The organism is Natrialba sp. SSL1 (assembly GCF_001861355.1).
Taxonomy (GTDB): Archaea; Halobacteriota; Halobacteria; order Halobacteriales; family Natrialbaceae; genus Natrialba.
This window is the reverse complement of the sequence record NZ_MASN01000052.1, coordinates 274881-292114: the sequence shown is the minus strand read 5'-3', so window position 1 is coordinate 292114 and position 17234 is coordinate 274881. Positions and strand designations below refer to the sequence as shown.

The window sequence follows — 17234 nt, the reverse complement described above, 5'->3', positions numbered from 1 at the left end:
TTGCCGCACCTTGATTTTCTTTCGACCGCTACACCAACCAGCGACAGCTGTAGCGTTCGGTTGTAGTGCATTCACTGACAGCGTCGGGACAACCTATTATAACAGTCAGACTCTCGTGAAAGGGTACCAGTTGCGACTCTAGACGACTTTGGGATAGGACCAAGACTTCTCTCACGTCCTATCTTGATTCAGCGAGAGACTCCCCGACCTTCCCGTGAGTGACGAGTGTTCCGACGCTCGGTCGGAACCGAGGATCGAACAGGGCGGTAGTGAATTGCGTAAGCTCTGTCGTGCGTTACTGCCCACACCCGCAACTCGAGCCGCACCTGATCAGCAGTATCGAACGATCAGTCATCGAAGAGGCCGTCGACGACGACATCGATCAGCGTATCGCGGATCTGATCGTATGAGGTCTCACCGTCCGGACGGGCGAGATCCTTTCGATGAGTCATGAAGACCAGCGATCGGAACAGTTCGTTGACCACCTCCGGATCGTCGTATTTGAACGACTCGTGATTCACCCACGTGTTATATATGTCGGTCATGCCAACCGAGAGTTTCTCGGAGATGTACTCACGGTCATCGTCCGAGAGTTGGGTCTGGAGAGCACGAATTTCGTCCTCGATAATGAGATTGTGGATGATCGGGTTCGATTCGACTTCCTCGAAGGTACGTTGCAGGACCGTCCGTACCTGTTCGTGCGGATCATCAACCCCCATGACTTCCTCCTCGATGTCGGTCTCGAACCGCGTCAGTTCCCGGTAGAGTACCTCGGCGTAGAGTAGTTCCTTCGAGTCGAAAAACTGGTAGAACGTACTGGTGCCGATCCCGACCTCGTCGGTGATGTCTTTGATGCGTGTGCGCTCGAGGCCGTACCGGACGAACAGATCACGGCCTGATTCGATCAACTCCTCTCTGATTCGCTTTCGTTCCTCGTCGCTGAACCCGTTCATTCGTTGGTTTGGTAGATATCGGAGCCACTCATGTATTAATTTGGTAGTTTGTCACGGCTTCCGGAGCGGTTCTCCGGCCCGAACCGGTAGGCGAGGTCGTTGTGCTCGCGTACGACGCCCGTTCGATTGGGGCCAATTCGGTCATCGCAGACGAGATACTCGAAGGTGGCGACCGACCGGCTGCCGTGGACTGGCTGGAACAGCGGCTTCAACGCGTCGACACCGGTGGCGTAGTGTCTCGGTTGCTCGTCGGTCGATTCCCTTAGTTTGACCCGTGCAATGGCCTTGGCGACACCGGTTCCCACACGCTTGTTGGACCCGAGGTGGTATCTCACTATCATCCCTATCACACTATTACTATGAACGAACGAATGGGAACCTTTTTTATTTTTCTATTCCTAAGGGGTAGGTAGGGATTATGACTGAGAAATCACTAATTACACATCAAATATTTGACTGTAATTTCAAGAAATTGAGGGCTGGCACTCAAGGGAATAGGTCACTGCATCGAGCTGGGGTGGTTGGATGACGGTTCGATCTGCTGGGACCGTTATCATGGTAATCTTGCTGGTCACATCGGGCATGTTTGTCGCTGGTGCTGGATCGGTGACTGCTGACGATTCTGAAGAAAACGGTGACGGTCAGGCAGAGATCGAACAGGAGTTGGCCCAGCTCCAGATGGAAATGCAGATGATCCAAGACCAGATGGAGGCGGGCAGCGTCGTTCAGGGTGAGCCAGATCTCGACCTGCGCGTTCCAAACCCGTACGTACAGCCCGGCGAAACAAACGAGGTAAACGTTCAGGTGATAAACGACGGTGAACTCGATCGCGGACCCGCTGACGCACGCGAGGCCGTGACGACGGCCCGGAACGTCGAAATCGAGGCCGACGCCGACGATACGCCGCTGACCGTCAGAGGCGGGACGGTCCCGGTCGGCCCCGTATCGGAGACGCAACCGAGAGAAGCCCCGATCGCCATCGATGTCCCCGACGACGTCGAGGCGGGCACGTACACGATCGATGCCGACGTCTCCTACACATACACGGAACGTATCGGGAGTTCGAACGTCTGGGAGGACTCGGAAACTGACTCCATCTCCTTCGACGTCGAAGTCGACGACGACGCACGGTTCGAAATCGTTGATGTCCGAACCGACGCCCAGATCGGCGATACGGGAGTCCTCGAGGCCGACGTCAAAAACACCGGGAATGAGACTGCAACCGACGTCAACGTCGCCCTTGAGTCGATGAGCAGCGGCCTCATGTTCGGCAGCATGGAACACGAGGCGACGGCCATGCAGGATTCGGCCCGGATCGACGAACTCGAGGCGAACGAGACCGCGACGGTGATCTACGATGTCTCGGTGATGCCCGATACCTCCGAACGACAGTACATGCTCGACGGGACGGTCACCTTCAAAACGCCTGACGGGCACGACCGCATCGACGAGAGTCCGATGGCGGGGGTGATCCCGCAGCCGGAACAGCAGTTCGGCGTCGGCAACATCGAATCCGACCTCCACGTCGGCGAGGACGGCTACCTCTACGGTACCGTCACGAACGAGGGGCCAAGCAAGGCTGAGAACGTGGTCGTGACGTTCACCGAAGAGTCCCCGACGCTGATCCCGATCGAGCGAAGCATCGCCGTCGGCTCGCTCGAGCCGGGCGAGGACGAGGCGTTCCGGCTGCCACTGTCGGTCAGCGGCGAAGCCGAGGCCGTCGACCGGGTGATCGACCTCGGGGTGCAGTACCGCAACGCCGACTTCGATCAACGCATGTACGAGGACATCGAAGTGATGACCCACGTCAACGAACAGCGTGACGAATTCATCGTCGATGTCGCCGACCGCGAGATCGCCGCGGGCGACGACCGTACCCTCGAGGTCGACGTGACGAACAACCTCGACGAGACGGTAACCGACATCGAAGCGAACCTGTTCGCGGACGATCCGCTCAACAGCGACGACAACGACGCGTTCGTCGAGGAACTTGAGCCCGGCGAGACGGTCACGCTCGTCTTCGACCTCGACGCCGACGGCGGCGCGACCGAGAAGACCTACCCGATTTCGATCGACTTTCGGTACGATGACGCGTCCGGAACCAGCCAGCTCTCGGATACCACCCGGATCGCGATCGACGTGGTCGAAAGCGGAGGAAGCTTCCCAGTCGGTCTGATCAGCGTGCTCACGCTCACCGGGCTCGGAGCCGGCGCGTACGTCTTCCAGAGGCGATAGATGCTGGACCCGAGCGACCGAATCGAGGCGGGCGTTGATCGCCTCAACGAGATCATTGTCTCCCGTCCGAAGACAACCGTTGCGATCTTTCTGGTATTGACAGCCGTCTTCGCGGGTGGGGTGATGCTCGTCGAGACCGAGACGGAGGCGACGGACGCGTTTACCGAGGGCCTCGAAGAGCAACAGGCCCTTGACGCAATCGAAGAGGAGTTCGACGATCCGTTCACGGTTGACGACGAGTCGACCCAGCTCATCCATACAGGCTCGAATGTCTTGGCCCAGGAGGAGCTAGTCGCCAGTTTGCGGGTGCTCGAGCAGGTTGAGGAGCGCTCCGAGTTACGGATGTCGGGTGCAAGTGGGCCGGCACCGATCGTCGCCCAGACGCTCGACGAAGAAGCGACGACGGCAGCCGAACAGCGACGGGTCGTTGAGGGAGCATCACAGTACGAACTCCGGGAAACGATCCGGGCACTCGGTGACGAGCCTGGGTTCGCAGGTATTATCGGCGAGGACTTCAACCCGGAGGAACCGTCGGCGTCGGCGTCGATCACTGTCGTCTACCACGACGTACCGCCCGAGTTCGACGACGAAGACCTCGCCGACCTGCAGCTTGCGGTCCAGTCGATCGCCGAGGAAGAGAACAACGACATCGTCGCGTTCGGCCCCGGGATCATGTTCGACGAGTTCGAGCACGTTATCGGCGACTCGCTGGCAATCGTGATGCCGGTCGTCATCGTGCTCATGCTCGGGTTCCTCATCGCGGCCTACCGGGATCCGATCGATCTCGGCCTCGGGTTGCTCTCGCTCGTGTTGACGATCATCTGGACCTTCGGCTTCCTCGGATTCGTGGGCATCCCGTTCGATCAGCAGATGATCGCCGTCCCCGTCCTGTTGCTGGCGGTCGGGATCGACTTCGGGATCCACATCATCAACCGCTATCGGGAAGAGACCGCTCAGGGGTACGAGCCGCTCGCGGCGATGCGAGCCGCGAACGGCCAGTTGATGATCGCGTTCGTCATTGTGACGGTGACGTCGGTCTTCGGCTTCGGCGCGAACGTCGTCTCGGACCTCGAGCCAATCCAGAACATGGGGATCGCGGCCGGGATCGGGATGGTGTTCACCTTCCTCATCTTCGGGATCTTCCTGCCCTCGCTGAAGCTGATCGTCGACGACTTCCGAGAGCAATACGGCGTGCCGGAGTTTAACTCCTCGCCGATTGCCTCTGAGGACTCCTCTCTCGGGCGTCTCTTGACCTATCCGGCGATCGTGAGCCAGCATGCGCCAGCGATCTTCGTAGTCGTCATCCTCGTCCTTGGCGGCGGGATGGGCGTCTACGGCATGGGTGTCGACACCACCTTCGACGACGAGGACTTCCTCCCGCCCGAAGAGGAGGCGTGGTACGTCGAACACGTCCCCGAACCGTTCGCCCCCGGTGAGTACACCACCACACAGACGATCAACACGCTCGAGGAGCGGTTCGACGCCGACCAGGACAGCACGATAACGATATACGTCGAAGGACCGTTCGAAGAGGACCACGCGCTCGAGGCGCTGGATCGAGCGGGCGACGATCCGCCAGACAGCCTGGCCGTCGGGCCAGGTGGCGGGACCGACGAGCAAAGCATCATCACGGCGATCCACTCGTACGCCGAACAGGACGAGGAGTTCGCCGCGCTCGTCGACCGAAACGATCGGAGCGGCAACGGGATCCCGGACCGGAACCTCGATCGGATCTACGACGAACTGTTCGCCGCGTCCGATAACAACGCCGAGCAGTATCTGACGGACGACCGCGGGGCCGCCCAGATCGAGTACGTCATCGACGCGGAGGCCAGCCAGGAAGAGGCGGCCGAGGACGGCGCGGCGTTCGCCGAGAACTTCCATCACTCGGCGACCGCGACCGGGATGATCGTCATCTTCGACGCGATCACCGAGATGATCTTCGCGTCGGCGATCGACGGGCTGGTGCTCGCGCTCGCACTGTCAGCGATCTTCCTCGTCGTCATCTACGGAATCGTCGAACGGCGGCCGCTGCTGGGCATGGTCAACCTGTTCCCGATCGCGATCGCCGTCGCCTTCCTGATCGGGACGATGCGCCTGCTCGAGATGCCGCTCAATGCGATGACAGCGACGATTTTGGCCATCTCGATCGGCCTCGGGATCGCCTACACCGTGCACACGACCGCACGGTTTATCGACGAGTACGGCAAGCACGGCGACCCGCTCGAGGCGATGACAACGACGCTGTCGGGAACCGGCGGCGCGCTGGCGGGCAGCATGGTGACGACCTCGCTCGGGACCGGGGCACTCGCGCTTGCGATCACGCCAGTACTGGGTGACTTCGGGATTCTGGTGGCGATGAGTGTGTTCTACTCGTTTGTCGCCTCGGTCGTGGTGTTGCCCTCGGCGCTATTCCTGTGGTCGCGCTACGACAAGGCTGAACGCGGGTTCAGGGACGTGGTACCCGGACTGTAACACCCATTCACTGACGCCATTCCCGGAGGTACGCTGCTGCTTTTGGAGAGTCCTCTTGTTCTAACCGCCACACCTGTTTGTGAGGTTCTCGAGCGTTTGGTCGACCCGCAAGCGAGTCGCCAAACGCTCATTCTTCGGTGCGTGGAGCACAACTGGTTTCTTCAGGTAGAACAAATCGTTTGTTCCACCTGAGGCGATTGTTTTCCGTATTTCGATGGGGAACTCACCTCCCTCCCACAGGTTGTCTCTAATCGTTTGGCCGACGTGAACGAGATCGACCTGATGAGATCGGTAGCTAGTATCGAAGGCGTCCATGAGGATTCTTTGTCACTGACGACCGTTGTGTCGTTAGTAATCTCCTCGTTCTCTTCGAGATCCTCTGCTACATCGTTCCACGTTCCTGTTAGTGTAGCCATCATATACTTCATGACATAAACCGAGGACAGAGCATGGCAACAAATTCACATAGTTCCGAATTGTATCTGGGCAAGAGAACGTCACAGAAAAAGTGACGTCAGTTCTCATACACACACTGCTCACGGTATCGCTGAAACTCTTTTCGAACGTCATCAATCCAGTCATCATTGTCTCTTGTGGTGCGTCGAACGAGTGCACCATTAGCCAGTAGAGTTGTCATTGCAGCCACAGTAGATGGATTACACGATTGGAATACGCCGTCATTCATACCTTCCTGAATGAGACTGGCGATATATTCTTCGAACATGGAATCACTCTGTGAGAAGTGCTCTCGATAGTCCTCACTATGGATCGCTCGAGTTCGAAGTTCAAACACCGTAGCTAACAATTTTTGTCTCCTTTCGCTGAGACTTTGACCAAAGAATATCTCAATGAGGTCAGCAAGTTGCTCTTGCGGATTGTTTGCATCCTCAGTAAACGACTTGGGGTGAGACTGTTTGAGGAACTGTTGCAGTGTATCGAGGATGAGATCATCTTTCCCATCGTAGTGGTGGTAAATGAGAGACTGGTTTTTTCAAACTCATTGCCGATTTTATTTATTGTGAGGTCTGCATATCCGTGTTTTCGAAGTGATTCTGCAGTTGCTGCGAGAATCTCTTCACGTGTTCCTGATGGGTTTTCGAACGGATTGTCACTCATAGATACCATTCTGTTCTGGTGCGCATGACAAGATACTGCTGACTCAAAATAAAAGACGTTGCGTTCATTTGTAGATTGCTCCACGAAGTCTAAGATCGTCTTGTAAGTCCGGTCAATCTCTTAAGTAGTCTGTTCTGTCGTGAACTCTTCTTCTCCCAAATAATGCATATCATTTTGCTACTCGAGAACAACTCCTCGAGTTGCGAGTTCGGCCTGGGTGGGCTGTGGGTGATGTGGGGGAAGTGTGAGTGCGCGGGGTGGCAGGTAGCGCGTGGAGTGCTGGCGAGACTGAGAGACGTCGATCGGCAACTACAGTCGGTGGTCGAGTGGCTTCGGTGGCTCGATGGTTTCGATGGTGGTAACACCGCGATTGACAGCGAGTCACCACGGTGGGTTCGAGCTGTCAGTGGGAGCCGACCGATGGCAACGAGGCGAAGAACGCCACCCCCAGGGTAACGCCACCCCCGTTGCCAACACCAGCACACCAACACCACATCGCTACCACACCAGCCCAGCACTCACTCCCACACCCACCCAGTGTTCCGCCGCAACTCGAGTCCAGGTGAGACAGACGGATCGAGTCGGCTCGGATTCTGGTGGATCTACGGGTGTACGGATCTCTGGTTCTACTCGAGTGGGGCCGAACCGAGCCACCCGCTGCCCTGCGGCCGTCACTGGGAGGTCGACGGGAGCGGGAGGGTACTCGAGTGGCGGTGGTGTGGTTACTGGGTGTGTGAGTTGTTTCGGGTGTTGGTGCAGTCGGTATCGTGACCAGTCGCGGACGGCGAATCGTCCCGCCCGTTGCGTCGGCGGTTGCGCGCCCGCCGAGCGAATCTTGGGGCGACACGACAGCCGCAGGGGCCGGCGATAGCGTCTGTGGGGCCGATGATGCTGGTTCGTGCGACGGGGTGGTCACAGCGGGGACAGTTGGGAAGCGATGTTGTGTCGGGATCAGGAGTGTAGTCGGCATCGAATCCGAGGGCAGCTTTGAGGTCTCGAGTAGTGTTGCTCTCGCTGCCAGCGTCAGCGTTGGAGTCCGAACCCGAGTCGGTATCGATGTCGTCACTCATAGCGACCACCGAGGAAAAATCGCAGTCCTGCGGGTAGTTGGGTGCTGTTCGGTGGGTATCGTGCGGGACGTTTATATCCCGGTCGGATGTATGTAATCATGGCTTCAACGCAAGTCGCGTTTTGGAAGCCACGTCTCGGGTGCTGCAACACCCGGGGCACTTTCGTACCCACGTTGTGGCTTCCGTTCTAATTGTTGACTGGTGATGACTTATATCTACCGCCGGAGTGGAAGAATGTGGTTGCTCGGTGCGTGTTTCGTTCGGATTGTACTCAGCCATCGCTTCCCGAGTAGCGTGCTACTATGAACACCGTCGAGGTGAGTGCCGCCGCGTTCCCCAGGCGACGAGAACGAATTCGCCGAGCACTGGCCCACACCAACCTTATTAATCCCTGATGGAACATTTTTGTAATACCGTCTCGTAATACCCACACGTATGACTACCGTCTCAGCAAAAATTCCCGATGACATGAAGGAGGAACTCGAAAAGGAAGATATCAACGTTAGCGAGGTTATCCGGAACGCACTCGAGGAGGAAATCACCAAACGCCGGCGCGAGAAGCTGAGACGGGATGTCAATTCCCTCCGAGAGAAGGTAGATGACGGTGTTGAAACTGATGAGATCGTTGGAGCGGTTCGCGAAACCCGCCAGGAGAACTAATGTCTGACTATCTCTTTGACGCAAGTTCGGTGGTAGAACTTCTCATTGGAGAAAGCGGCGTCGATGTGGATATTAGTATCCTGTTCGACGAGTATCTGCTCGATTTGACGATGTACGAGGCGGGGAATGCACTCTGGAAAAACGGCCTTGCTCACGATAATCTGACTAATTCCGAATTAGAAGCCGCTGTTACTATCCTCTCACGACTTGGTACAGAGGTTCGACTCGAGACCGTGAGTAACGAAAACCTCTCTCTAACAATGGACGTCGCCCAATCAAACGGACTTACGTTCTATGATGCGGCGTATCTTGCAACCGCAGAGCGTAATGATCTCACCCTGGTAACTGAAGATAGCGCGCTTCGAACGGCCGCACGTGAGCAAGAAATTCGAGTAGAGAGCGTGCGTACGGATGGCTCACTCTAGTTCTCACGTTCCAATCCGATAGCTAGCAGTCGGGATGTAAAAGTGGAGTTGTGTGGTAATTTACTACACACCCTGCGAAGCAGGCCGGTGGAGGGATTGTGAACTACGCCGAGACTGCTCGCTTCGCTGCGCGTCTCGTCTAGTTCAAATCCTTCTAGTAGCTCTTTCGCTCCTCACGTAATGTTCGTCGCAGAAAGAGCCGGTGGAGGGATTTGAACCCTCGACCTAATCCTTACGAAGGATTCGCTCTGCCAGTCTGAGCTACACCGGCGCGGTTCGAGTGCGTTTATTCGTAGGGTCGATAGCAGGCATAAGGATTGCGAATCGTCGCGGTCGTGCCAGTCTGTTTCGTGGAACGGCCTATCGCTCGAGTCGAACGTCCAGACAGACGTTGAGTTCGTGCGGAGCATACGATCGAACGACCCGCTGCGTTTCCACAGTCACCTCGTATGCTGGTTCCGCTGCCTCGCGGATCGCGCGCTCACCCGGCCCGAACGGGTCGTCTTCGTGCTGGATGTCGTAGTAGTGAATCACGCAGTCGTCACCTGCAATCGCAACCGCCGACTCAACGAATTCGTTCGCGCTGTGGGGCAGGTTCATCACGATGCGGTCTGCCCAGCCGTCGTACTCGCTCGCAACATCACGAACGTCGTCGCAGATTGCCGTCACACGGTCCGCGACACCGTTGCGGCGCGCGTTCTCGCGCAGGTATTCGAGTGCGTCGGGGTTTACGTCGACGCCGACACACTCTGCGCCGCGTTTTGCGAACGGGATGACAAACGGGCCGACGCCGGCGAACATGTCGAACGCCTGCTCGTCAGAAGCGACCTGCTCGGTGACTCGGTGGCGCTCCGTTGCGAGGCGCGGCGAGAAGTAGACTTCGGCAAGGTCGAGTGCGAACTCGCAGCCGTACTCGCGGTGGACGACCTCGGTATCGTCGCCCGCGAGGAGATCCCAGTCGCGAACGCGTGTCTCGCCTTTCACCTTCGAGGCTTTGTTCAGGACGGTGTCGACTGGAAGATCGGACTCGAGTACAGCCGCGGAAATGTCCCGCGCTCGTTCGTCGTCGTCCTCATCGAGGAGGACGGCGGTGCCGAGGCGTTCGTAGGACGGATCGAAGCCGAGGAGTTCGGCGGGGGTGGTCTGGGTGTCGCGTTCGCCGACGGTTTTGGTGACGAGTTCGGGGTTGTGGCTGGGGCTGTCGGAGTTGGAGTCGGAACCGGCGTCGGTGTCGTGGGTATCGTGCTCGAGCACAGCGCCCTCGAGTTCGAGCACCTCGCGAACGGCGTCGGCATCGCTGATCGGGATGTAGAGCCAGCCGTCCTCGACGGTGATCTCGTAGTCGTCTGCGATCAGGTCCGCGTCGGCGAGTGTGCGACGCGTGGCTTCGCCGTGTTCGCGGGCGACGCGAACGCACGGCACTTCCCCGGACATACCGGTAGTCACCGGTCGGTCGCCGTAACGCTGACGTTTCCAGTCGATAAGGATCGTACGTATGGGTGTTCGAATGCGGCTGACATCGGTCGAGACGGTGTACGAGGAGCGGTCGTGGCTGTTTACGGTTCGTGATCAGCACGGCGACCCGGAGGAGGTGATCCTGGTGCCGTGTACAGACGAGGAGGCTGAGACAGCATCCTCCTCGGAAACAGAGAGAGAGCAAGCAGCGGGGGAGGAAGCAGCAGTAGAGGAACCGACAGCTGAGAATCGCGGCGTCGAAGCCTGGGTGAACCAGTGTACCCACGAGTTCCAGCGACTCGACGTGGGACGGGGTGTAGCAATGCGCGACGGACAGATCATCTGTCCGAAACACGGGTCGATGTTCGACTCCTGTTCGGGCTACTGCGACAACGGCGAGGCCGCGGACACGACACTGCCCTCGATCGAGATCACCGTCGACCGCGGCGATGTCTACCTGACTGATGGCGACGTGACGTTCATGCACCAGGGCGGCATCGACGACGGGGACGACGGCCCGTCCTCGACCTCGCACCTGTCGCTGTGAGGCCCGCAGCAGAGCCACTGGAGGTAACAGCCAAATCCGGTCGCTGAAGTACGACCGCGGCGCAGTCACTGCTATGCTCACCTTCATCGGCCTCGGCCTCTACGACGACCGCTCGATCACCGTCGAGGGCCGGGAGGCCCTGCGAAGCGCCGACCGCGTCTACGCCGAGTTCTACACCAGCAAACTGATCGGCGCAACCGTCGAGGAACTCGAGTCCGCCCACGATATCGAGATCGAGGTCCGGGACCGTGCGGGTGTCGAACAACACCCCGAAGAGATGCTCGACGCCGCCGAGAACGAGGACGTTGCCTTCCTGACGGCCGGCGATACGATGATCTCGACGACGCACGTCGACCTCCGACTGCGGGCACACGAGCGCGGGATCGACACCCACGTCATTCACGGCGTGACGGCCCAGACGGCGACGAGTTCGCTCACGGGACTCCAGAACTACCGCTTCGGCAAGGCGACGACGCTGCCGTTCCCCTACGCCCACGGCGCGGACGGCTTGCCTGCGAGCGTCACCGACACCATCGACGAGAATCGCGCAGACGGCCTCCATACCGTGGTCTACCTCGATATCAAGGTTGGCCACGAGCGAACCGACGAAGACGAGTACATGACCGCGGACGTCGGTGCGGACCTGCTCGCCGAGGAGTACCCAGACCTCGTCGGCGTCGTCGTCGCCCGCGCGGGCAGTCCGGAGCCGCTCGTCGAGGCCGGGACGATGAGCGAACTCGCAGACCGGGAGTTCGGCGAGCCGTTACACCTGCTCGTGGTCCCCGGCGACTGTCACCTGCTCGAAGCCGACGCGCTCTGTGAACTCGCGGATGCGGATCGCGACACGCTGGATATCGTGTGAACTGACGGTTGAATCGAGCCGCGGTACGCACTCGAGTACACCCCTCTATCGTACCAAAACCGAAAGTTCGACCTGCAACACCAGAGAGAACAGCTACAACCGATCGATAACCGCTTTCGTCACATCCTCGGTCGACGCCTCGCCACCCAGATCCGGCGTTCGCGGCCCATCCGCGAGCGTCTCTTCGACTGCCGCATGAACCGCCGCCGCCTCCTCGTCGTACTCTAAGTACTCGAGTAGCATCGCTGCGGAGATGATCGTCGCGGCGGGGTTGGCGACGCCCTCGCCGGCGATGTCGGGGGCGGTGCCGTGGACGGGTTCGAACAGGCCGCGGTCGGGGCCGATGTTCGCGCTGGGGAGAAGGCCGAGACCGCCGACGAGACCGGCGGCGAGGTCCGAGAGCACGTCGCCCGCGAGATTCGGGCAGACGATGACGTCGAACTGCGTGGGGTCGAGACAGACTTTCGTCGCGAAGGCGTCGATGAGCACCTCGTCGGTGTCGACGCCGTTGTCGGCGGCGACCTCGGCGACGGTGTCCCGGAAGAGCCCGTCGGTTTCGCGCATGACGTTCGCCTTGTGCGCGATGGTGAAGCCGTCGTGCTCGCTCTCCGGGCCGGCGTACTCGCAGGCGAATTCAGCTAGCTGTTCAGAAGCGGACTGGGTCGTCACGCGGGTCAGCGTCGCCACGTCCTCGGTTAGCCGGTCCTCGTGGCCCGAGTAGACGCCCTCGGTGTTCTCCCGGAGGAAGACCAGGTCGGTCTCGGGACGGACGGCGTCGATGCCCGGGTACGCCTTCGCCGGGCGGATGTTGACGAACGAGCCGACGGCCTCCCGCAGTGGGAGGATTACGTCTGCGGCGGTCTCGCCCGCTGCGCCGAACAGCGTCGCGTCGGCCGTGGCCGCGAGCTCGTACGTCTCGTCGGGCAGTGCCTCACCGGTCTCTTCCTCGACTGCGTCGCCGGCGTCAGCTTCGGTGAACGAAAAGTCGACGTCCAGCGCCTCGAGCACCTCGACTGCGGCGGGTGTGACCTCCTGTCCGATTCCGTCGCCGGGGATGACGGCGATCTCGTGAGTCATGTCGACACCTCTCTCGGGCGGCGAAAAGAGGGTATCGATAGCGTCAACGTTGCTACTTCGAGTTGCCACCTCGAGTTGCTCTTTCTCCTGTCGCGTCGGCTCTCAGCAGCCGTACTCGATGCGCTCCTGTCGATCCGGCTCGCCCAGCGGGCCATCTGGCCCGACGGGCTGTTCGACGTGGACGACGGTTACCGACTCGACCGGCTGGTCGAACTGCCCGCTGACCTGCTCGCAACTGAATGCAGCCACCGGTTCGTAGTAGATGTCTCCAACATACCGGACGTCCATCCCGTAGCGCTTCCAGAGCGTCGACGGATAGGCGTCCGTTCCGTCCGGTGGCCGGTCGGCGCTCACGGTGGTCCCGTCTACGTGGGTCTCGATCGTCTCGCCCGCCTCACCTGACTGGCTCGACTCGAGTGTCGCGTCGATAGCGTACCAGCTGTAGGCGTCGGGCGGACTCGGTGCGAAGAACGACCAGCTACCGAGGTCCTCGTCAACGTCGGTGATTGCGGCGGGGCCGCCAACGCCGACGGCCGCAGCGTGCCAGAACAGCAGTATCGCGAAGAGACACACGACGAGGGCGGTGCTGAGCACACGCACACTGCGGCTCACGTTCAGCGTGGCCCACCAGCCCTGAGGTGATTCGGACGGCGTGGACGGCACGAATTCGGACGACGACACTGACGCGGCTTCAGACGACATGGACGCCATAGCATCAGCACCGCGTCCCGCTGTTCCGCCATCACCACGCGCCGGCCTGCCAGCCACCAGCCGATCCGGCGTCCGCGTTTCGACGAGGGACTCGAGTTGCCGCCAGACTGACGACGGCACGAACAACAGCAGGCCCGCGATCATGACGAGCGGAAAGACGCCGAGTCGCATCGTCGCAGCCATTCCCAGGTGTGTCCCGACGAAACCCGCCACGAGCGTGAGTCGGAGTCGGCCGGTGACGACGAGCAGTGCGATGCTACTCGAGAGCAGCGCGATCCAGAACCAGTTGACCGCGGTGAGGACCAGTGAGAGATCAGAAAGGGCGGAGCCGAGCGGTGTCAGGTACTGCTCGAGGTGGAGTGTCCGCTGGACGGCGATGCCGCTGAGCCAGGCGTCGCTCTGGAACTTGAGAATTGCGTTGGTGACGTAGATGAGTGTGAAGTGGACCAGAATGGTCGCGGTTGCGAGGGAGCAGGTTCGACTGTCGAGAACTAGCTGGTTCGTCCGCTCGTTCGCGCGCCGATACGCGTCGATCGACCACCGAGCGTTGAGCGGGAGAAAGAGCCCGAGTGCGAGAAACGTCAGCAGGATCGTGTCGCCGCCGTTGAGTGCCAGCGGGTTGCGGGCGTAAAGCGAGGCCGTTAGGACGAGCGCACCAGCGGTCGCGAGTCGCGTTCGGTAGCCGACGAGCAGCGAGGCTGCGAACAGGCCGGCGAGCGCGAGAAGCAGCGCCTGGAACCACGCAGCGCCCGAGAGGGCGTGGATCGAGACCGCCTCGAAGACGGGGTACGTTTCCGCGAGTGTGTCCCTGGGGAAGACGCCCTGATCGGTGTAGAACGTTCGCAGCCCCGGTAGTCGCAACGTAAGGAGATCAATGAGCAGCACGAGACCGAGTCCGATCCGAAACGCAGCCAGCGCTCGCAGGTCGATTCCGAGCCGGGACTCGAGTGTGTCGGTCCAGGAATCGGGTGCTGCTACCACTGCATGGAGTGTGGACGGTCGGGATGTCATCAGGGACCAGTCGGTTGACTATCCTGAGTTTTAGGCAAGGTAACAAGTGCTTTGTCCTCTGCTGGCCGGTGAGAGACTTCGCCTTCAGTCGGGCACAGTGTGGACAGGGCAGTACCAAAATGAACAGACAACCGAAAACAGGAACCGACAGCCGACGTAGTCCGCTTCTCAGTCGGCGTTCGAACTGGACTCGGACCCGGACCCGTTCGCAGTCGCGTCCGAAACGTAGGGAAGCTCGGCTGCAGTCTCCTGCACCGCGCCGGCGTTCGACTTCATCAACGCCGTCGTGTCCCAGACGCCCTCGACGAGTGCCTTACGCTGGGCGTCGTCGACGGTGACATCGATAGTGGTGTCATCGTATCTGACCTGTTCTGCTTCGATATCGATCTCGAGTTCCCCGTCGGGATTCGCGTCGACCCAGTCCTGCAGGCTCTGGATCGTTTCGCTGTCAGCCGTGACGGTTGGAATGCCAAGCGCCAGGCAGTTGCCCGCGAAAATCTCGGCGAAGCTCTCACCGATGACCGCATCGATCCCCCAGCGCATCAGCGCCTGGGGCGCGTGCTCGCGCGAAGAACCGCAGCCGAAGTTCGAGTTGACGACCATCACCGAGGAGTCCTGGAACCGGTCCTCGTTGAACGGGTGGTCTTTCAGGTCGTCGTCCTCGGTAAACCGCTGGTCGAAGAACGCGAACTCGCCGAGGCCGTCGAAGGTAACGACCTTCATGAAGCGCGCGGGAATGATCTGGTCGGTGTCGATGTCGTTGCCGCGGACCGGGAGGCCCGACCCCGAGACGTAGTTGACCTCGGGAATTTCGACCTCGTCTGTGTCGGTCATTAGGCAGTCACCTCCGCTTCCGGCAACTCGCGAACGTCTGTTACCTTCCCCTCGATCGCCGCTGCGGCGACCATCCGTGGGTTCATCAGGACGGTGCGCCCGTCCTTGCTGCCTTGGCGGCCCACGAAGTTCCGGTTCGAGGAGGAGGCGCAAGCCTCGTCGCCCTCGAGTTGGTCCTCGTTCATGCCGAGACACATCGAGCAGCCGGCGTTACGCCAGTCGAAGCCGGCCGCCTCGAAGACGTCCTTCAGGCCTTCCTCTTCGGCGGTCTGCTGCACGCGCTGGCTGCCGGGGACGACCATCGCGCGCACGTCGTCTGCGACCTGACGGCCCTCGACGATCCGCGCTGCGCGACGGAGGTCGGGCAGGCGAGCGTTCGTACAGGAGCCGAGGAAGGCCACGTCGATTTCGTAGCCGTCCATCGTCTCGCCGGGCTCGACGCGCATGTGCTCCTGTGCGCGGCGGGCGGTATCCTGCTTGTCTTCGGCGAGGGCTTCGGGTTCCGGGATTGGCTCTGAAATACCGATTCCCTGGCCGGGCGTAGTCCCCCAGGTGACGACCGGCTCGAGTTCGTCCGCGTCGATGTGGACGATGTCGTCGTACTCCGCGTCGTCGTCCGACCGAATGGACTCCCAGTAGGGCTTCAGTTCCTCGAACTTCTCGGGGTTCTCCTGGAAGTAGTCCGTCTCCGCAAGCCACTCGTAGGTGGTCTCGTCGGGGTTGATGTAGCCCGCGCGAGCGCCGCCCTCGATGGACATGTTGCAGATCGACATCCGACCCTCCATGCCCAGGTTTTCGATGGCCTCGCCGGCGTACTCGTAGACGTAGCCGACGCCGCCCTCGGTGCCGAGACGGCTGATGATCTCCAGAATGACGTCCTTGGCTTCGACGCCGTCGCCGAGTTCGCCGTCGATCTGGATCTTGCGGACCTTCTGTTTCTCCATGGCGACCGTGCCCGTCGCGAGCACGTCGCGGATCTGGCTGGTCCCGATCCCGAACGCGAGCGCGCCGAACGCGCCGTGGGTCGAAGTGTGGGAGTCGCCACAGACGATCGTCTTGCCGGGCTGGGTGAGCCCCTGTTCCGGGCCGACGACGTGGACGATTCCCTGGTCGCCCGAGTCCGGATCGGAGAACTCGATACCGGCCTCGCGGACGTTCTCCTCGAGTTCGGTCATCATTTCCTCGGCGGCATCCTCCTCGTAGGGGCGGGACTGATCCGCGGTCGGGATGATGTGGTCGACGGTTGCGTGGGTGAGTTCGGGGTAGGCGACATCGAGGTCGCGTTCCTCGAGCATGCCGAACGCCTGCGGGCTCGTGACCTCGTGGATGAGGTGGAGGCCGATGAACAGCTGATCCTGTCCGGTCGGCAGGGTGGTCACCGTGTGGTGGTCCCAGACCTTGTCGTAGAGCGTTCCCTCGCTCATTCTTCGTCTACGACCTCGTCAGAGCCGGTGTCTCGGCCGCGTTCGAAGACTCGGTTTGCGTCGTCGCTGTCGTTCGGCGGCGTGTGGGAGACGTCACGCATCGTCTCGGCATCGCTCTTGCGCTGGGAGCGGGACCGAGACCGAGACTCCGGATCTGTTGCAGCCGGTTCACCACCGTCCGTCGCGACGATCGGGCCGCGGTTGAACAGGTTGCCCGCCGTCTCGCCGGTGTAGGGGTTGGTGTGGCTGACCTCGCCCATCTTCTGATTCGCGTTCGTTCGATTTCGGTTCCGTTTCATTTCGGTCGACTGTGATTCGTTCGTGGTCATCGGTTCGTAGTTCGTCAGTTCCTGGTTCCTGTTTCGGGTCGCAATGCGCG

Annotated in this window: 16 protein-coding genes, 1 tRNA gene and 1 pseudogene; 6 read left to right on the top strand and 12 right to left on the bottom strand. The window is 60.5% G+C overall.

Annotation, left to right across the window (positions count from 1 at the left end):
- Positions 1 to 347: 347 nt before the first annotated feature.
- Together BBD46_RS18675 and BBD46_RS18670 are read right to left on the bottom strand one after the other, a co-directional pair.
- Entirely contained in the window at positions 348 to 953 is a 606-nt protein-coding gene (locus BBD46_RS18675) for a TetR/AcrR family transcriptional regulator (RefSeq protein ID WP_071403163.1), read from the bottom strand.
- Positions 954 to 988: 35 nt separating this feature from the next.
- Positions 989 to 1258: a hypothetical protein gene (locus tag BBD46_RS18670; RefSeq protein ID WP_071403162.1), complete on the bottom strand. Its 270-nt coding sequence runs from the start codon at positions 1256 to 1258 to the stop codon at positions 989 to 991.
- A gap of 301 nt (positions 1259 to 1559) precedes the next feature.
- Here BBD46_RS18670 and BBD46_RS18665 point away from each other — a divergent pair, with 301 nt between their 5' ends.
- Together BBD46_RS18665 and BBD46_RS18660 are read left to right on the top strand one after the other, a co-directional pair.
- Positions 1560 to 3188 (top strand): COG1361 S-layer family protein, encoded by a 1629-nt coding sequence (locus tag BBD46_RS18665; protein ID WP_253184604.1) that lies wholly within the window; start codon positions 1560 to 1562, stop codon positions 3186 to 3188.
- Entirely contained in the window at positions 3189 to 5663 is a 2475-nt protein-coding gene (locus BBD46_RS18660) for an efflux RND transporter permease subunit (protein ID WP_071403161.1), read from the top strand.
- 16 nt (positions 5664 to 5679) lie between these two features.
- Here the strand turns inward: BBD46_RS18660 and BBD46_RS23270 are convergent.
- The 3 genes and pseudogenes from BBD46_RS23270 to BBD46_RS18650 all read right to left on the bottom strand — a co-directional run.
- Positions 5680 to 6070 (bottom strand): annotated as a pseudogene (locus BBD46_RS23270) (ISH6 family transposase); the annotation flags it as partial.
- A gap of 107 nt (positions 6071 to 6177) precedes the next feature.
- The gene (locus BBD46_RS23600; protein ID WP_394326838.1) at positions 6178 to 6594 is read right to left on the bottom strand and encodes a TetR family transcriptional regulator C-terminal domain-containing protein; all 417 of its coding nucleotides are present in this window, start codon (positions 6592 to 6594) and stop codon (positions 6178 to 6180) included.
- A 907-nt stretch (positions 6595 to 7501) separates the two neighbouring features.
- On the bottom strand, positions 7502 to 7849 hold the full coding sequence (locus BBD46_RS18650) for a hypothetical protein (RefSeq protein WP_071403159.1): 348 nt from the start codon (positions 7847 to 7849) through the stop codon (positions 7502 to 7504).
- 435 nt (positions 7850 to 8284) lie between these two features.
- Here BBD46_RS18650 and BBD46_RS18645 point away from each other — a divergent pair, with 435 nt between their 5' ends.
- The gene (locus tag BBD46_RS18645) at positions 8285 to 8509 is read left to right on the top strand and encodes a hypothetical protein (RefSeq protein ID WP_071403158.1); all 225 of its coding nucleotides are present in this window, start codon (positions 8285 to 8287) and stop codon (positions 8507 to 8509) included.
- Positions 8509 to 8934, top strand: a complete 426-nt coding sequence (locus tag BBD46_RS18640) for a type II toxin-antitoxin system VapC family toxin (protein WP_071403157.1) — start codon at positions 8509 to 8511, stop codon at positions 8932 to 8934. The genes BBD46_RS18645 and BBD46_RS18640 overlap by 1 nt, the downstream gene beginning before the upstream one ends.
- Before the next feature lie 197 nt (positions 8935 to 9131).
- On the opposite strand, the gene BBD46_RS18635 is transcribed toward BBD46_RS18640, so the two are convergent.
- Together BBD46_RS18635 and BBD46_RS18630 are read right to left on the bottom strand one after the other, a co-directional pair.
- A tRNA-Thr gene (locus BBD46_RS18635) sits at positions 9132 to 9205 on the bottom strand.
- An 89-nt stretch (positions 9206 to 9294) separates the two neighbouring features.
- Complete coding sequence (locus tag BBD46_RS18630) at positions 9295 to 10368, bottom strand: class I SAM-dependent methyltransferase (protein ID WP_071403156.1); 1074 nt, start codon at positions 10366 to 10368, stop codon at positions 9295 to 9297.
- A 61-nt stretch (positions 10369 to 10429) separates the two neighbouring features.
- Between BBD46_RS18630 and BBD46_RS18625 the strand changes: the two genes are divergently transcribed.
- Together BBD46_RS18625 and dph5 are read left to right on the top strand one after the other, a co-directional pair.
- Positions 10430 to 10936, top strand: a complete 507-nt coding sequence (locus BBD46_RS18625) for a Rieske (2Fe-2S) protein (protein ID WP_071403155.1) — start codon at positions 10430 to 10432, stop codon at positions 10934 to 10936.
- A 73-nt stretch (positions 10937 to 11009) separates the two neighbouring features.
- Positions 11010 to 11798 (top strand): diphthine synthase, encoded by a 789-nt coding sequence (gene dph5, locus BBD46_RS18620; RefSeq protein WP_071403154.1) that lies wholly within the window; start codon positions 11010 to 11012, stop codon positions 11796 to 11798.
- Positions 11799 to 11891: 93 nt separating this feature from the next.
- Here the strand turns inward: dph5 and BBD46_RS18615 are convergent, their stop codons facing one another.
- The 5 genes from BBD46_RS18615 to BBD46_RS18595 all read right to left on the bottom strand — a co-directional run bounded on the left by BBD46_RS18615 (position 11892) and on the right by BBD46_RS18595 (position 17184).
- The gene (locus BBD46_RS18615; RefSeq protein WP_071403153.1) at positions 11892 to 12875 is read right to left on the bottom strand and encodes an isocitrate/isopropylmalate dehydrogenase family protein; all 984 of its coding nucleotides are present in this window, start codon (positions 12873 to 12875) and stop codon (positions 11892 to 11894) included.
- A 102-nt stretch (positions 12876 to 12977) separates the two neighbouring features.
- Positions 12978 to 14597, bottom strand: a complete 1620-nt coding sequence (locus BBD46_RS18610) for an HTTM domain-containing protein (protein WP_071403152.1) — start codon at positions 14595 to 14597, stop codon at positions 12978 to 12980.
- Positions 14598 to 14765: 168 nt separating this feature from the next.
- Complete coding sequence (gene leuD, locus BBD46_RS18605) at positions 14766 to 15431, bottom strand: 3-isopropylmalate dehydratase small subunit (protein ID WP_071403151.1); 666 nt, start codon at positions 15429 to 15431, stop codon at positions 14766 to 14768.
- Positions 15431 to 16855, bottom strand: coding sequence for a 3-isopropylmalate dehydratase large subunit (leuC, locus tag BBD46_RS18600; protein WP_071403150.1), 1425 nt, complete (start codon positions 16853 to 16855; stop codon positions 15431 to 15433). The genes leuD and leuC overlap by 1 nt, the downstream gene beginning before the upstream one ends.
- On the bottom strand, positions 16852 to 17184 hold the full coding sequence (locus BBD46_RS18595) for a hypothetical protein (RefSeq protein ID WP_071403149.1): 333 nt from the start codon (positions 17182 to 17184) through the stop codon (positions 16852 to 16854). Before BBD46_RS18595 ends, leuC begins: the two co-directional genes overlap by 4 nt.
- Between the last annotated feature and the right edge of the window lie 50 nt (positions 17185 to 17234).

Excerpts from the sequence above, each read along its gene's own strand:
- leuD (WP_071403151.1), bottom strand. The coding sequence starts at position 15,431 with ATGACCGACACAGACGAGGTCGAAATTCCCGAGGTCAACTACGTCTCG.
- BBD46_RS18660 (WP_071403161.1), top strand. The coding sequence starts at position 3,189 with ATGCTGGACCCGAGCGACCGAATCGAGGCGGGCGTTGATCGCCTCAAC.
- BBD46_RS18615 (WP_071403153.1), bottom strand. The coding sequence starts at position 12,875 with ATGACTCACGAGATCGCCGTCATCCCCGGCGACGGAATCGGACAGGAG.
- BBD46_RS18645 (WP_071403158.1), top strand. The coding sequence starts at position 8,285 with ATGACTACCGTCTCAGCAAAAATTCCCGATGACATGAAGGAGGAACTC.
- leuC (WP_071403150.1), bottom strand. The coding sequence starts at position 16,855 with ATGAGCGAGGGAACGCTCTACGACAAGGTCTGGGACCACCACACGGTG.
- BBD46_RS18625 (WP_071403155.1), top strand. The coding sequence starts at position 10,430 with ATGGGTGTTCGAATGCGGCTGACATCGGTCGAGACGGTGTACGAGGAG.
- BBD46_RS18610 (WP_071403152.1), bottom strand. The coding sequence starts at position 14,597 with ATGACATCCCGACCGTCCACACTCCATGCAGTGGTAGCAGCACCCGAT.
- BBD46_RS18595 (WP_071403149.1), bottom strand. The coding sequence starts at position 17,184 with ATGACCACGAACGAATCACAGTCGACCGAAATGAAACGGAACCGAAAT.
- BBD46_RS18650 (WP_071403159.1), bottom strand. The coding sequence starts at position 7,849 with ATGAGTGACGACATCGATACCGACTCGGGTTCGGACTCCAACGCTGAC.
- BBD46_RS18640 (WP_071403157.1), top strand. The coding sequence starts at position 8,509 with ATGTCTGACTATCTCTTTGACGCAAGTTCGGTGGTAGAACTTCTCATT.
- BBD46_RS18630 (WP_071403156.1), bottom strand. The coding sequence starts at position 10,368 with ATGTCCGGGGAAGTGCCGTGCGTTCGCGTCGCCCGCGAACACGGCGAA.
- BBD46_RS18675 (WP_071403163.1), bottom strand. The coding sequence starts at position 953 with ATGAACGGGTTCAGCGACGAGGAACGAAAGCGAATCAGAGAGGAGTTG.
- dph5 (WP_071403154.1), top strand. The coding sequence starts at position 11,010 with ATGCTCACCTTCATCGGCCTCGGCCTCTACGACGACCGCTCGATCACC.